The sequence below is a fragment of the Bradyrhizobium sp. 2S1 genome (genome assembly GCF_011516625.5).
Classification (GTDB): Bacteria; Pseudomonadota; Alphaproteobacteria; order Rhizobiales; family Xanthobacteraceae; genus Bradyrhizobium; species Bradyrhizobium septentrionale.
The window spans coordinates 4309918-4324492 of the sequence record NZ_CP147717.1 but is presented as its reverse complement, the minus strand read 5'-3'; the positions used below and the strand labels follow the sequence as shown (position 1 = coordinate 4324492).

13 protein-coding genes are annotated in these 14575 nt (G+C 64.2%); 2 read left to right on the top strand and 11 right to left on the bottom strand.

The window, feature by feature from the left end:
- Positions 1-7: 7 nt before the first annotated feature.
- From HAP54_RS20425 to HAP54_RS20405, 5 genes are all read right to left on the bottom strand, one after another.
- Positions 8-622 (bottom strand): hypothetical protein, encoded by a 615-nt coding sequence (locus HAP54_RS20425; protein WP_166303221.1) that lies wholly within the window; start codon positions 620-622, stop codon positions 8-10.
- On the bottom strand, positions 619-1623 hold the full coding sequence (locus HAP54_RS20420) for a TAXI family TRAP transporter solute-binding subunit (RefSeq protein WP_166308115.1): 1005 nt from the start codon (positions 1621-1623) through the stop codon (positions 619-621). The genes HAP54_RS20425 and HAP54_RS20420 overlap by 4 nt, the downstream gene beginning before the upstream one ends.
- 778 nt (positions 1624-2401) lie before the next feature.
- Positions 2402-3348, bottom strand: a protein-coding gene (locus tag HAP54_RS20415) for an IS630 family transposase (RefSeq protein ID WP_166293914.1) whose coding sequence is annotated in 2 segments (ribosomal slippage) — positions 2402-3009 and positions 3009-3348 — 948 coding nt in all. Because the reading frame shifts where the segments join, the coding sequence is not laid out codon by codon here.
- A 91-nt stretch (positions 3349-3439) separates the two neighbouring features.
- Positions 3440-4234, bottom strand: coding sequence for a MetQ/NlpA family ABC transporter substrate-binding protein (locus HAP54_RS20410; protein ID WP_224741855.1), 795 nt, complete (start codon positions 4232-4234; stop codon positions 3440-3442).
- Positions 4235-4268: 34 nt separating this feature from the next.
- Entirely contained in the window at positions 4269-5594 is a 1326-nt protein-coding gene (locus HAP54_RS20405) for an O-acetylhomoserine aminocarboxypropyltransferase/cysteine synthase family protein (protein ID WP_166303218.1), read from the bottom strand.
- Positions 5595-6006: 412 nt separating this feature from the next.
- Between HAP54_RS20405 and HAP54_RS20400 the strand changes: the two genes are divergently transcribed.
- Positions 6007-7410: an LLM class flavin-dependent oxidoreductase gene (locus HAP54_RS20400; RefSeq protein ID WP_166303215.1), complete on the top strand. Its 1404-nt coding sequence runs from the start codon at positions 6007-6009 to the stop codon at positions 7408-7410.
- A gap of 21 nt (positions 7411-7431) precedes the next feature.
- Here the strand turns inward: HAP54_RS20400 and HAP54_RS20395 are convergent, their stop codons facing one another.
- The 6 genes from HAP54_RS20395 to HAP54_RS20370 form a co-directional block, all read right to left on the bottom strand.
- A complete protein-coding gene (locus tag HAP54_RS20395; protein WP_166303212.1) occupies positions 7432-8205 on the bottom strand; it encodes a MetQ/NlpA family ABC transporter substrate-binding protein in 774 nt (257 codons plus the stop codon).
- A 90-nt stretch (positions 8206-8295) separates the two neighbouring features.
- Positions 8296-9078: a MetQ/NlpA family ABC transporter substrate-binding protein gene (locus HAP54_RS20390; RefSeq protein WP_166303209.1), complete on the bottom strand. Its 783-nt coding sequence runs from the start codon at positions 9076-9078 to the stop codon at positions 8296-8298.
- A gap of 65 nt (positions 9079-9143) precedes the next feature.
- On the bottom strand, positions 9144-9809 hold the full coding sequence (locus HAP54_RS20385; RefSeq protein ID WP_166303206.1) for a methionine ABC transporter permease: 666 nt from the start codon (positions 9807-9809) through the stop codon (positions 9144-9146).
- Positions 9799-10923, bottom strand: coding sequence for a methionine ABC transporter ATP-binding protein (locus HAP54_RS20380; protein ID WP_166303203.1), 1125 nt, complete (start codon positions 10921-10923; stop codon positions 9799-9801). Before HAP54_RS20380 ends, HAP54_RS20385 begins: the two co-directional genes overlap by 11 nt.
- A 49-nt stretch (positions 10924-10972) precedes the next feature.
- Positions 10973-11293 (bottom strand): 4Fe-4S dicluster domain-containing protein, encoded by a 321-nt coding sequence (locus HAP54_RS20375; protein WP_029085626.1) that lies wholly within the window; start codon positions 11291-11293, stop codon positions 10973-10975.
- Positions 11290-12918: an FAD-dependent oxidoreductase gene (locus tag HAP54_RS20370; protein WP_166303200.1), complete on the bottom strand. Its 1629-nt coding sequence runs from the start codon at positions 12916-12918 to the stop codon at positions 11290-11292. The genes HAP54_RS20375 and HAP54_RS20370 overlap by 4 nt, the downstream gene beginning before the upstream one ends.
- A 315-nt stretch (positions 12919-13233) precedes the next feature.
- Here HAP54_RS20370 and HAP54_RS20365 point away from each other — a divergent pair, with 315 nt between their 5' ends.
- Positions 13234-14574, top strand: coding sequence for an LLM class flavin-dependent oxidoreductase (locus tag HAP54_RS20365; protein ID WP_166303197.1), 1341 nt, complete (start codon positions 13234-13236; stop codon positions 14572-14574).
- Position 14575 lies beyond the last annotated feature (1 nt).

Sequence of the window (14575 nt, the reverse complement as noted above, 5' to 3'; positions counted from 1 at the left end):
CTACTTGTTACCCATTGGGCTTGGCGACTGGCTGCGGCCACTTGCACGCGGCGGCGATCTTCACGCGCACCGCGTCCAACCCGCCGAGCGGAAACGCTGCATGCAGGGCTGGGCCTTTGCGGGATGTGAGGTGAATATTGAGGCCGCCGTTACCCGGAAGGGACTGCAGCAGGCGGACGACATCGCCGCCGAACGCAACGCCGGTCCCCGACGCCGGCACGTCTGCCGCGACCTGCAGCGTCTGGTCGTCGTTGACGCGATAGGAGATTGCATAATCGTCGCCGCGACCGGATACGCCCGGCCCGGCGACGATCAGTTCGTTCCGTCCGCCGTGGCAGCGAATCGAAAGCGTCATCCCGGCGCCACCGGCAGCATCGCGCGACGATGTCGTGGCGGTGGCGACCGGTGAATAATCGACCGGCGACGTCGTCAGGCTGACGATCCAGTTGCCCGTCGGGTTCGCCGGACGAGGCGCTGATGTACGCGGCGCCTTCTCGGGACACTCCATCCCTTCGGGACATGCGCGAAGCTGCGCGATCCGGCGATCGTCTGCCGCCTGCGCCCAGGACATCCCGCCCAGAAGCATGATTCCAGCCACCACGCGGGTCGCCGCGCGTTTCATTGCGATCGATTTGCGGCGGCGCGCGGCTCGCGATCGAGCCACGCCTGCGCCGCAGGGAAGCGCGCCAGGCCGGGAACGGTCGCTGCGAGATTGATCGCCTTCCACTTCGGGTCGAAGCCTGGCTGCTGCAGCTTGTCAATGCGCGAGAACAGATACTCCACGAAGCGCGCAAGGCGTTCATAGCGGTTCGACTTGGCCGGGAAGTTGAAGGCCACCAGAGCGGTCGGTACCGCGATTGTCGTGACGCGCTCGCCCGGCTTGATGAGATTGGGATACTCCGATGCCTCGAGCGAGGCGGGAAGATAGAAGTCCTCGAACTTCTTGTCATAAGGCACCGGCAGGAACTTGAACCCCGGCTCCCAGCGGCCGCGCACGAAGGCGTCAATCGGCTTCGAGGTGATGAAGACGACCGCGGCCATTTCGCCCTTGCGCATCTGCTCAAGCGCGACCTGATGCGGAATGAAGGTTTTTTCCACATCGAGGCCGAGGCGGCTGAAGATCAGGGGCCCCGAATAGGCCGCGGCGGTCCCCAGATTGTTGAAGTTGACCTTCTTGCCGGCGAGATCGCTCAGGCTCTGAATCTCGGGACGAACGAATATATGCAGTTCGGACGGAAACAGGTTCAGCACGTAAGCCAGCCGTTGCTGGATGTCCGGCACCTGGCTCTTGTACTCCTCGAGCGCGTCGGAGTTGATGATGGCTGCATCGATGCCACGCAAATAGAGCAGTGAGTTCACGTTCTCGGTCGGTCCGCGCGTCACGACCGGCAAAACGTGCAGCTTGTCGCCATCGTCCACGACGCGGGCGATTTCGGACGCGAAGCGGATGGGCGCGCCTTCGAGCAGGCCTCCGGCGAGGCCGACCGTCCAGGCATTCATCGTCACCTGCGGCTTTTCCGGCGGTGGATCACGCCGCACTTGACGAGGTGCAGCACGTTGCGCCTGCGCATCCGTGCTGGACGGTGGAATGGTCGTGAGCAGCGGAACCAGCGCCGCCAGCACGAGCAACCGGAGCACTCCCCGCTTTGCGGTCGGCGCCCCACCTGAAATCACCTGTCTCATGGGGGGCTCCACCCTCGCCGATCCGATATTTTGCTGTAGTCTCATGCAGTTCGGCCGCGCGCGCCACTTCCCGCATGGAGTGCCCACCTACTCCTTCCGGATTATGCGCGTGCCTCCCCTAGCGCCGCGGCAGCGAGGGATCGATCGGTATCGGTCGAGGCCTCGGTTGCGCGGGCGCCGCGCGATCCGGCATCTCGAGACGCCAACGCCGATCGCGGCTGCTCAGGGAATGAACTTTCTTTGTCCGCGCGGCCGACCAAACGACCGTTCTGCAAGATCGCCTCAACCCTATCCATTGATTGCAAACTTGCGATACCGCCGGCGTGCGCGCTCAAGCCGGACAAGGACGTGTTATCGTGCAGTGAAACGACACTTCAGTGGAGGTTCTATGCATCCGGCGTCTTCTTGGCTCCACGCGCTTGGTCGTGTGGCCCGGCGCGTCCGGCGGTGGCGCAGGAGACTTGCGCGCGCCGCAAATCCCGACGGACAGCGCGACTCCCGTGAGATCTTCCTGTTCGGGCCGCACGGCTAGTCGAGCCCGTGCGCACAAGATGCCTGCATCTTCGGCTGACCCGCGACACCTGCGGCTGACATTCCAGGCTTCGGCCTACACCCAGCGGCTATGGCGCGAATTCCTTGCTGCCCTGCTCTCCCGTGCCGAAGAGACAGGGCAGCTCCCGCTCCGCCGTGAACTGACAAGTACTAGAGCATTTTCCGATCACGTTGCGTCGTAACCAGCCGCGACGAGATAATTTTGGCATTCCTCGGGTGAGAAGCGCTTGAGAGCGTTGGCGATTGCTTGCCAGAGATCGGGCATGGTGCGCGCTGCGGCGGCCCGCAACAGGGCTTTCAGTTTAGAGAAGGCCATTTCGATCGGGTTGAAGTCTGGACTGTAGGGCGGAAGATAGAGCAGGCTTGCTCCGACCGCCCGGATGGCCTCTCGAACGCCATGGACCTTGTGAGCGGGCAAGTTGTCCATGATAACGGTATCGCCCGGCCGCAGCGATGGGGCGAGCAATTGCTCGACGTAGGCCAGGAAAGCGTCGCCATCCATTGGACCGTCCAGAACAAGCGGCGCGATCAGACCGTCGGAGCGCAATCCAGCGGTGAATGTCGTCGTCTTCCAATGTCCGTGTGGGATAGCTGCACGACATCGCTCGCCGCGTGGCGAGCGGCCGTAAAGCCGCGCCATTTTGGTGTTGGCGCTGGTTTCGTCGATGAAGACGAGACGCTCAGGGTCAAGATCGATTTGCCCTTCGAGCCACTCCTCACGCGCGGCATTTATATCGCCGCGCCGTTGCTCGGCGGCGTGCGCTGTCTTTTTTTAAGTGTGATCTTTCTGCGCTGGAAAAAACGCCAGAGCGACGCGATGCCAGTCGATATTCCACGACGTTTCAACAGTTCTCGCAACTCGGCGAGCGTGATATCCGGCTTCGCTGTCACTGCCTCCAGAATCAATTGCGAATGCGCTTCGATGCGCTGCGATTTGCGGTCACCGCCCTGGCGTTTAGGAACGATGTCGCCAACTTCCTTGAGGCGACCGCGCCAGCGGATCGCACTGGCCGCGCTGACACCAAAGCGCTCAGCAGCCTGTCGACAGGACATGCCACCGTCAATCGCGGCTATCACCCTTTGACGAAGATCAACCGAAAGCGCCCTGGCCATACATGCTGGCCTCCCTCGCCAGCATGCAGCTTGAATCTGACTCGCGCCGTTTTGGGAATCCCCACCCGATTCATTCCGGTCGGAAAATGCTCTAGCTGCTGAAGCCGGCGGGAATGAACGCCGGCAGCTTGTTCTCGATGAATTTCTTCACCTCGGGCGAGTTGAAGACCTGGATAAAGGCCTTGAGGCGCGGATCGTCCTTCTTGTCCGGCCGCGCTGTGAAGCGCAACACCAATCCGTCGTCCACGGTACGATCGATGAGCAGTGCCGATTTCGGATCGCCGCCCGCGGGGATCAGATAGGTGATGTTGACGAGCGCGGCGTGACGTCGTCGAGCGAGCGATAGGTCTGGGCCGGATCGAGTTCGACGATCTTCAGGTTCTTGGGGTTCTCGATGATCGAACCGGCTCACCGAGAAGCCCTTGCCCGGCGTCAGCTTGATCAGGCCGGCCCGCTCGAGCAGGATCAATCCCCGCGCGCCGTTGAGCGGCTCGTTCGGAATAGCAACGCTGTCGCCGGGCTTGATCTCGTCGAGCGACTTGATCTTCTTCGAGAACAGCCCGACCGGGGCGATCACGCCGACCTTGTCAACCTGGACCAGATTGAAGCCGCGCTGCTTGTTCTGGATCGCGAGATAGGTGGCGTGCTGGAACAGGTTCGCGTCAACGTCGCCGCTGTTGACCACCTCGTTCAAGGCGACCCAATCGGACAGCTCGACGATCTTGACGTCCTGTCCCTTGTCCTTGGCGAGCTTGGCGGCGAACGCCGCCAGCTGGCCAACCGGACCGGCGCTGGTCGCGATCTTGAGGGGCTCGTCAGCGACGGCGTTCGCCGTCAAGGCAAGGAGGACGCCTGCCGCTTGCGCCAGGCGCAACAATGTCTTCATCATCTCAATCCTGTTCCAATGTTGTCGAGTGCGATCACGCTGCCTTGCGGGCGCTGCCACCGGCCTCGGCCTGCGCCAGGGCCTGAACGAGGTCTGCGATGATGTCGTCGGCGTGCTCGATCCCGACCGAGAGCCGCACGTAGCCAGGCGTGACGCCGGCCGCGAGTTGCTCCTCAGCGGTGAGCTGCTGGTGGGTGGTCGAGGCCGGATGGATCGCCAGCGACCGCGCATCGCCGATATTGGCGACGTGATAGAACAGCCTCAGCGCGTCGATGAAGCGGCGGCCGGCCTCGACGCCGCCTTTCAGCTCGAAGCCGACAAGCGCGCCATAGCCCCCCTTCAGATAGGCGTCGGCGCGGCGCCGATTCTCCCCCTGCTGCAATCCCGGGAAGATCACATGCGAGACGGCGGGGTGCTTGGCCAGGAAATCCGCTACCTTGATCGCATTCTCGTTGTGCTGACGCAGCCGCAACGGCAGCGTCTCGAGCCCCTGGATGAACTGGAAGACGTTCTGTGGCGCGATCGCGGCGCCGAGATCGCGCAACAACTTCACGCGCGCGCGCAGGATGTAGGCGATCGGACCGAGCGGTTTGGCCGCTTCCGTCCAAATCGCGCCGTGATAGGCGGCGTCCGGCTGGGTCAGCAGCGGAAAGCGCTCGGCATGCGCCGCCCAGTCGAAATTGCCGCCATCGATGATCGCACCACCGATCGACGTGCCGTGGCCGCCGATATATTTCGTCGTCGAATAGACCACGATCGCGGCGCCATGATCGAACGGGCGCGCAACCAGCGGCACCGCCGTGTTGTCGAGGATGAGCGGCACACCGAGCGAGCGTCCGATGTCAGCGACTTCCCTGATCGGGAACACGTTGAGCTTGGGATTGGGCAGGGTCTCGGCAAAATAGGCACGGGTCTTCGCGTCGGTGGCGCGACGGAAATTCTCGGGGGCGGCCGGATCGACGAACCGCACCTCGATGCCGAACTGCTTCATGGTCTGCGACAGCAGCGTCCATGTGCCGCCATAGAGATCGGTGGAGGAGACGATGTTGTCGCCGGCCTGGGCGATGTTGAAGATCGCAAAGGCCGATGCGGTCTGGCCCGACGCCACCGCGAGCGCGCCGACGCCGCCTTCCAGCGCGGCCAGCCGCTCCTCGAAGGCATCGGCCGTCGGGTTCTTGATCCTTGTGTAGATCTGCCCGATCGATTCCAGCGCGAACAGCCGCGACGCATGGTCGGTGCTCTCGAACTGGAACGAGGTCGTCTGATAGATCGGAACCGCTACTGCGCCGGTCGCAGGATCCGACCGGTAGGACCCGCCATGCAGGGCGAGCGTCTCGAGATTTTTCGTTTCGACCGGCATTTCGAAATCTCCTGGGATCGGTGAACCAAGCGTTGCAAGTCGCGAAATAATGCGCAGCGACTTTGCGGCTGTCGAGATGTCCAGGAAAATAGCGATGGACGTACTGGCGTCTCACGGAACGGCATCGTGAATTTTTCAGATGGCACATCCGTCGCGACGCATTTGTTTCGTGCGCGACCGCCATCGCCGGCGCGCGATATAGCGGGTCACACAGCGCGGATCGCGCAGTTGATCGCCCGCGCGCGCGGATTCCCGCAGACTTCCGACCGGACCGGAGGCGCCAATGAGCGTGACCCTGCTACCCGGGATTTCCGATACAGCAGGATTTTCACGCTTCCTCGCCGAATACAAAACAAAGTCGCGCAGGCAAGCTGTTACGTTGGTCCGACACGCTCCCTATCGGAACAGGTCGATGGCAAAATCAAAAGAGCTTCGCTTCAATGCGTTCAACATGATGGCGCCAAGCCACAACTGGGCCGGCCTGTGGTCGCATCCGCGCGACACCTCGCTCAACTACAACTCGCTCGACTATTGGATCGAATATGCCAGGACAGCCGAGCGCGGACTGCTCGACGGCATCTTCCTGGCCGACGTGTTCGGCATTTATGACGTCTACGGCAACACCCCGGACACGGCGCTCAGTCAGGCCGTTCAATTGCCGAACGCCGAACCGACCCTGCTGGTCTCGGCCATGGCGCTGGTCACCAGGCATCTCGGCTTCGGCATCACGTCCAACCTCACCTACGAACATCCCTACCAGTTTGCCCGTCGCTTCTCGACGCTCGATCATCTGACCAACGGACGGATCGGCTGGAACATCGTCACCGGCTATCTCGACAGCGGCGCCCGCGGCATGGGGCTCGAGGCGAACCGCGCGCATGATGAGCGCTACGAGGCGGCCGAGGAATTCCTCGCCGCGAGCTACAAATTATGGGAGGGCAGTTGGGCGGACAGCGCAGTGCGCCGGGACCGTGCGGCGCGTATCTTCACCGATCCGGCGAAAATCCATCCCGTCCGTCATCAAGGGCCGCACTACAAGGTCGACGGCATCCATCTCGCGGAACCCTCTCCGCAACGCACGCCGCTATTGTATCAGGCCGGCACTTCGAAACGCGGCCGCGCCTTTGCGGCACGGCATGCAGAGGCGATCTTCCTCAACGGCCAGACCCGGCCGATTCTCGCCCGCGCCGTCCGCGACATCAGGAGCGCGGCAAAGGAGTTTGGCCGCGATCCCTATGATATCCGCCTGTTTGCCGGCGCGACCGTGATCGTTGCGCCGACCCGTGCAGAGGCCGAGGATCTGCTCTCGGATTATGCCGCACATGTCGACCAGACCGGTCAGCTGGCTCTGCTCTCGGGCTGGACCGGCATCGATTTCTCGACCTATCGCCCCGACCAGGCGGTGCAATATGTCGAGAGCAACGCGATCCAGTCGATGGTCGAGAACTTCACCTTGCGCAGCGATCGCCCGGTCAAGGTCGGCGATCTCGCGACGCTGAGCCGCGTCGGCGCGCGCTCGCCCTTCGTGGTCGGCTCGCCCCAGGATGTCGCGGACGAGCTGATCGCCTGGGCGGATGAAACCGATGTCGACGGCTTCAACTTGTTCCGCCTCGTCGCACCGGAATCGCTCGACGCATTCGTCGATCTCGTCGTGCCGGAGCTGCAGTCACGCGGGGTCTACAAGACGGCCTACCGCGAGGGTACGCTGCGGGAAAAGCTGTTCCCCGGCCGCGGGCCGCGGCTTCACGTCACGCATCCCGGCGCGAGCTATCGGCTCTCGCCGTCGAATGCGGTCCGTCCCGACGCTGCCGAATAGACGCGTTGCCGGTTGCGCCGCTCACCAAGTCGCGATGTAGGTGCCCTTGAACCGCGTGTCGAGGAACGCCTTCACCTCGTCCGAATGATAGGCCTCGATGAAATGCTTGACCCAAGGCTTGGCCTTGTCGTCCTCGCGCACCGCGAGGATGTTGACCCAGGGGCCGTCGGCCGCCTCACGGGCAATGGCATCGACGGCGGGATTGAGGCCGGCCTGCACCGCATAGTTGTTGTTGATCGACACCAGGTCGACGTCCTGCAACGAGCGCGGCAGCTGCGCGGCGTCCAGTTCGACGAAACGGAGCTTCCGGGGATTGTCGGTGATGTCGGCAATCGTGGACGCGACGTTGGCCGGGTCCTTCAGCTTGATAAGGCCGTGAAGCGCGAGGATCATCAGGCCACGCGCACCGTTCGAGGGATCATTGGCGATCGCCACCCGCGCGCCCTCGGGCAAGTCAGCCAGCTTCTTATACTTCAGCGAGTAGACGCCCTGCGGCGAGGCGATGGTGTTGGCGACCTTGACGATCTTCCAGCCGGTCTTGGAGATCTGGTTCTTGAGGTAGGGCTCGTGCTGAAACGAGTTGGCCTCGAGATCCCCGAGCGCCAACGCCTGGTTCGGAATCACGTAGTCCGTGAACTCGACGACCTTGATGTCGAGCCCGCGGCCGGCGGCCACCTTTTTCACCACATCGAGGATCTCGGCATGGGGGCCTGCCGTGACTCCGACGCGGATGGTCTCGGCCTTGGCGCCGCCAATCAGAAGCACGGCGGCAACAACGGTCATCAGGATACGCATAAAATTCCCCAACATCGCGGCAAGCTGCGCTCCACGGTGGCCAAGCCCGTGGAAGCAACGCCTGCCCGCTCAACTTTCCTGGATTTGCGGCTACCAGCTCGGCAGCACGGCGCCCTTGAACTTGGTCAGGACAAACTCCTTGACCTCGGGCGTGTGATAGCTGTCGACGAGGATCTTGACCCACGGCTTGTCCTTGTCCGCGGCGCGAACCGCGATCAGGTTGACGTAGGGGCCCTTCGGATCCTCCCGCAGGATCGGATCCTTGACCGGATCGAGGCCGGCCTGGGTGGCGTAGTTCGTGTTGATCACGGCCGCGTCGACATCGTCGAGCGCACGCGGTGACTGCGCCGCATCGACCTCGACGAATTTGAACTTCTTGGGATTGTCGGCGACATCAAGGACCGTGGGCTTGAAGCCAACGCCGTCCTTCAGCTTGATCGCACCCCTGTCGCGCAGCAGCAGCAACGCCCGGCCGCCATTGGTGGGATCGTTCGGGATCGAGACCTTGCCGCCGTCCGGCAGATCGGCCCAGCTCTTGTGCTTCTTGGAATAGACCCCGATCGGAAAATTGACCGTCAGGCCGACCGGCTCGATCTTGTAGCCGCGATCGGTCTTCTGGTTGTCGAGATAGGGCTGGTTCTGAAACGAATTGGCCTGGATGTCGCCGGCATCGAGCGCCGCGTTCGGCACCACATAATCAGAGAATTCGACGAGCTGGATATCGAGCCCGTTCTTGGCCGCGATCGGCTTCACCGCCTCGAGGATTTGCGCATGCGGCCCGGGCGTCACGCCGATCTTGATCGCTTCCGCCGAGGCGGCGGCCGACCAGATCGCCAGCACGCCGGCAAGCACGATAATGGGACGAAAGGACATTTTGGTCTCCGTAGGAACTCGCAATATGACAAACAGCCCCGAAGGGCTCGTGACGGATTCCCGTCTCAGCGGTGGCGCAGGCGGCGGTTGACGCGGCGGGCGAGATAATCGCCGGCGGTCTGCACTGTCTGCACCAGCGCGATCAGGACGACGACGACCGCCAGCATCATTTCCGGCATGAAGCGCTGGTAGCCGTAGCGGATGCCGAGGTCTCCAAGCCCGCCGCCGCCGACCGCTCCCACCATCGCCGAATAGCCGAGCAGGCTGACCACCGCGAGCGTCAGAGCAAGCACCAGGCCGGGCAGCGCCTCGGGGATGAGCACCTTCAGCACGATCTGCAGCGGGCTGGCGCCGAACGACGATGCGGTCTCGATCAGTCCGGCATCGACCTCGCGGATCGCGGCCTCGACCAGTCGCGCGATGAACGGCGTTGCCGCGATGGTCAGCGGGACGATCGCTGCGCCCGAGCCGATCGAGGTGCCCGCGATCAGCCGCGTGAACGGGATGATGGCTACCACCAGGATGATGAACGGTGTCGAGCGCGTCGCATTCACGATGATGCCCAGCACGCTGTTGACCGCCGGTGCCGCGAACAGCTCCCCTTTGCGGCTGGTGGCCAGGAAAACGCCGATCGGAAGCCCGAACGCGGTGGCGATCAATGCAGCGACCGACACCATGAACAAGCTCTCGCCGGTGGACTGAACGATCAGGTTGATGAGTTCACGCGACATAGCCGAGGCGCTCCACCGGAAGGTTATGCTGGGAGAGATAGGACGCTGCCTTGTCGGCCGCGGCCTCGCCGCCGGGAATGCCCAACGTCAATGAGCCGACATGCTGGCCTCCGATCTCGTCGATCCGGGCCGACAGCAACGCGACATCGATCGAGAGCTCGCGCGCCAGGCGGGCGACGATGGTGTCGCCGGCATCGGCGCCGCGAACCTGCACGCGGATAACGGCATGTCCGCCCGCGACCGGCTGCCGCTGCAGTCGGCTTGCCAGCGACACCGGAACGCTGTCGCCGACCACTTCCGACAGAAAGGCCTGCGTGACCGGATGGCCGGGATGCGTGAAGATATCCGCGACATGGCCGCGTTCGACGATGTGGCCGCTGTCGATCACCACGACTTCCTTGGCGAGCTGCCGGACCACCGACATTTCGTGGGTGATCAGGATGATGGTGACGCCAAGCTCGCGATTGATGTTGGCCAACAGGTCCAGGATCGAGCGGGTGGTTTGCGGATCGAGCGCCGAGGTCGCCTCGTCCGACAGCAGCACGTTCGGCCGCGTCGCCAGCGCGCGGGCGATGCCGATGCGCTGCTTCTGGCCGCCCGACAGCTCGGACGGGTAGCGATCGTATTTGTCGGCGATGCCGACGAGCTCGAGCAGCTCCGCGACACGAACCGCGATATCAGCTCGCGACCAACCCGCGATCTCGAGCGGCAGGGCGATATTGTCGGCGGCGGTGCGCGACGACAGCAGGTTGAAATGCTGGAAGATCATGCCGATCGAGCGCTGCGCCAGCCGCAGCTCGCGGCCCGCAAGTCCGGAGATATCGCGCCCATCGACAATGACACGGCCGCTCGATGGCTTCTCCAGCCCGTTGATCAGCCGCACCAGGCTGGATTTGCCGGCGCCGGAACGGCCGATCACCCCGGTGATCGAGCCGCGCGGAATCGCAAAGTCGATGCCTTGCAAGGCCTGCACGCTCGGCTTGTCGCGGTAGGCCGGATAGGCCTTCGAGACCTGCTCGAACCGGACCATCGTGTCAACCGCGCTCGGCGGATGCGCGACGGGTAGCAGCGGCTCGACGGGCCGAACCGCCGTCAGGGATTGATGCACGTTCATTCAGTCAGTCCATTAGGTCGCTTTGGTCGCCGCCATCGCGGCCGGGGCTTCAATGACCAAAGAGCAGATAGCTGCGGTCGATGCCGCGGCGATCGCTGGTGTCGTCGGTCCAGCCCACCGCCCGGCGGTAGCTGCCCATCCTGTCCGTTTGCCTGAGCGCAACGAGGTCGATCGGTTGCGCCTGATCCGCAAAGGGCGAGACATAGAGCGCATCCTCGGGACAATAGAGCTCGCAGAGGAAACAGGTCTGGCAGTCGCTTTGCCGGGCGATTACCGGAATTCCATCGGTCTTGTCAAATACGTTGGTCGGGCAGACGTTGACACAGATGTCACAGGACGTGCAGCGCTCGGCATCGATAATTTCGATCACTCCGCAGCCTCCGCGTAGCTGGCCTCGGCATGGGGCCGGGCCACGGTCCAGATCTCGTCGAGACCGCCGGTCGTCACATAATGCCGCTGCCGGTCGTCCTGGTTGGGGAAGTCGTCGCGGCGATGCATGCCTCGGCTTTCCTGACGGGCGAGCGCGCTGCGGTACATCCACCGTGCAGTCGCCAGCATCGCCGCGGCCTCGCGCGCCCGCAAGATCTCGGACTTGCCGGCGGCGTCGGCTTCCGACACATCGCGCCATGCCGCGTCGAGACGTCCGAGCGCTCCCTGTAGTCGCGACGCTTCCCGGAAGTAGTTCAGCTCATAAGGGAAGACCTCGCCCTGAACGGCTCTCGCCAGCGCGGCCGGTTCGAACGCACGACGCTGCCGGCTTCGAAAGCCGACGGTTCCCGCGGACGATAACTTACGCCTGGCGATCGGCCCAACCTGCCTGGCGTAGTCGGCCGCGCCCTGCCCCGCCCAGGATCCCGACGACATTGCCCAGGCGGCGTTGTGGCTGCCGCCGCCGGTGAAGCCACCGCAGATCAATTCACGCGTCGCCGCGTCGCCCGCCGCATAGAGGCCGGGCACGCTGGTGGCGCAGCTGTCGTCGACGATACGAAGACCGCCGGTGCCCCTGACCGTGCCCTCCAGCCGTAACGTCACCGGAAAGCGGTCCTTGAACGGATCGATCCCGGTGCGATCGAATGGCAGGAAGAAATTCGGCTGCGATGCGCGCATGTGACGCTGCACGTCGTCATCGGCCTTGTCGAGCCGCGCATAGACCGGCCCCTGGAGCAGTGCGCGCGCAATCGCCGATCGTCCGCCCTTCGACGCCGCGCCGGGCACCACGCTGCCGTCGTCATAGCTGAAGGTGGCCCAGCCGTAGAACAACGTCTTGGTCACCGACCCGAACGCCGGTGAGATCGCGTAAGCGTTGGAGAACTCCATGCTGCTGAACTCGGCGCCGACCTCCGCGGCCATCAGGTAGCCGTCGCCGGTCAGCACGTTCGATCCAAGCGTCTTGCTGAGGAAGGCACAGCCCCCGGTCGCGATCACGACCGCCCTGGCGCGCACCGTCCAGCGGTCCTGCTTTTGCCGGCGGATGCCGCTGGCGCCGGCGACAGCCCCGTCGTCGTCCATGAGCAGTTCGAGCGCCGGGCTGTGGTCGAGAATGGTGACGCCGGCCTGCTTGGTGCGCTTGCGCATCAGCCGCATATACTCGGCCCCCTGCAGCGAGTTGCGCTGCGGCCCGCCGCGGTCGTCCACTGGATAGGGATAACCCCAGTCGGCCAGGCGATTGCTCTGCTGATAGGTCCGGTCGAGCACGCGCGCCATCCAGCGGCGATCCTGCAGATAGCCACCCATCTTCTCGCGGTTGGTCATCGCGACCTCACGCAGGGCCGGATTGGGATCGATGTACCAGACGCCGGTTCCCGCCGACGCCGTTGCGCCCGAGGTGCCGCAGAAACCCTTGTCGGCGAGCACCACCCGCGCACCGCGCTCCGCCGCGTTGACCGCAGCCCAGGTCCCCGCGGGTCCGCCGCCGATCACCAGAACGTCGGCCTCGAACGCGACCGAGCCGTCGGGCGCGGACACGCGCTCGGCGCGATGAGTTTGGTTCGGCATGATTCACGGCTCCAGGCAGGATCAATCGCGATGATGCGGCGCGTCGCGATATCGTTGCCCGCGCAGGCCCGCCCTGGCAATTTCAGATATTCGCGGAGACTTGGACGAAGCTTTCACCCGCCTCACCGCACGAAGAAGATTCATGTTGCGGCGTGCCGGATGTTGCGTCACCGGAAGGCAACGCGACATGGACTTGCGCACAGGATTGCCGCGGGGAGACGGATATTTCTTTTTGCCCGCACCCGCCCCCGACGCATTCTCGCGCACGCATCAGGCCGGTATCTAGCGACAAGCATCATCGCAGATACGGCAGCCATGTCTCATCGTCAGCTTCATCTCAACGTCAATCTTCTGCACTCCGGCGTCTATGCATCCGCCTGGCGACTGCCGGACAGCGACCCGCGTGCCTGCTTCGATGTCGGCCACTACGTGCGCGTCGCAGAGATCGCGGAGCGTGGCAAGCTCGACGCGATCTTCCTCGCCGATACGCCTGCCATCACTGACCGCATCGACTACCGCTCGTTCATGTCGCTCGAGCCGACCATCGTGCTGGCGACCGTCGCCGCCGCGACCACCCATATCGGGCTGATCGCGACGGCCTCGACGACTTACAACGAGCCCTACAACATCGCACGCCGCTTCGCGACGCTGGACCTGGCGAGCGGTGGCCGCGCCGGCTGGAATGCCGTGACCACGGCCGACGCGTCAGCCGGCCGCAATTTCGGTCTTCCCAACGTGCTCGAGCACAAGGCGCGCTATGACCGCGCCAAGGAGTTCGCCGAGGTCGTGCATGCGCTGTGGGACAGCTGGGAAGACGATGCCTTTGTCGGCGACAAGATGAGCGCGCGGTTCGTCGATACGTCAAAAGTTCACCCGATCGGACATCGCGGCACCCACTACAGCGTGGCCGGACCGCTCAATGTTCCGCGCTCGCCGCAGGGTCGTCCGGTCACCGTCCAGGCCGGCGGATCGAGCGACGGCCGCGACCTCGCCGCCGCGCAGGCCGAAGCGGTGTTCACGCTTGCACAGACGATCGATGAAGGCGTCGCCTATGCGCGCGATCTGCGTGCGCGTGCCGTAGCCTACAGCCGCGCAGGAGGGTCCATCGTGATCCTGCCGGGGCTGGCCACCGTCATCGGCAGCACGGAAGCGGAAGCCAAACGGCGCCAGGACGAGCTTTGGGAGTTGGTCCCGATCGAATACAGCCTTGCGCGGCTTGCCGGCACATTGCAGGTCGATCCTGATAGTCTCGATCTCGACAAGCCCCTGCCCGATCCGTTGCCGCTGCCGGCCAACGCCAACCACACCATGTTCCAGGGAACGGTGAACATCGCGCGCCGCGGCAATCTCACCGTCCGTGAGTTGCTGCGCGCCCTCGGCGGCGGCGTCGGCCACAGGATCATCGTCGGTACGCCCGAACAGATCGCCGACGACATCGAGGCCTGGTTCAAGGCAGGTGCGGCCGACGGCTTCAACCTGATGCCGGATGTGCTGCCCACCGGATTGGCGATCTTCGTCGACACAGTGGTGCCGATCCTGCAGCGCCGCGGCCTGTTCCGCACCGACTATGCCGGCACCACGCTGCGCGAGCACTTCGGATTGCCGCGGCCGGTCAGCCGGTTTACGCAAGCGCCGGCGGCCGCGACAAGCGCCTGAT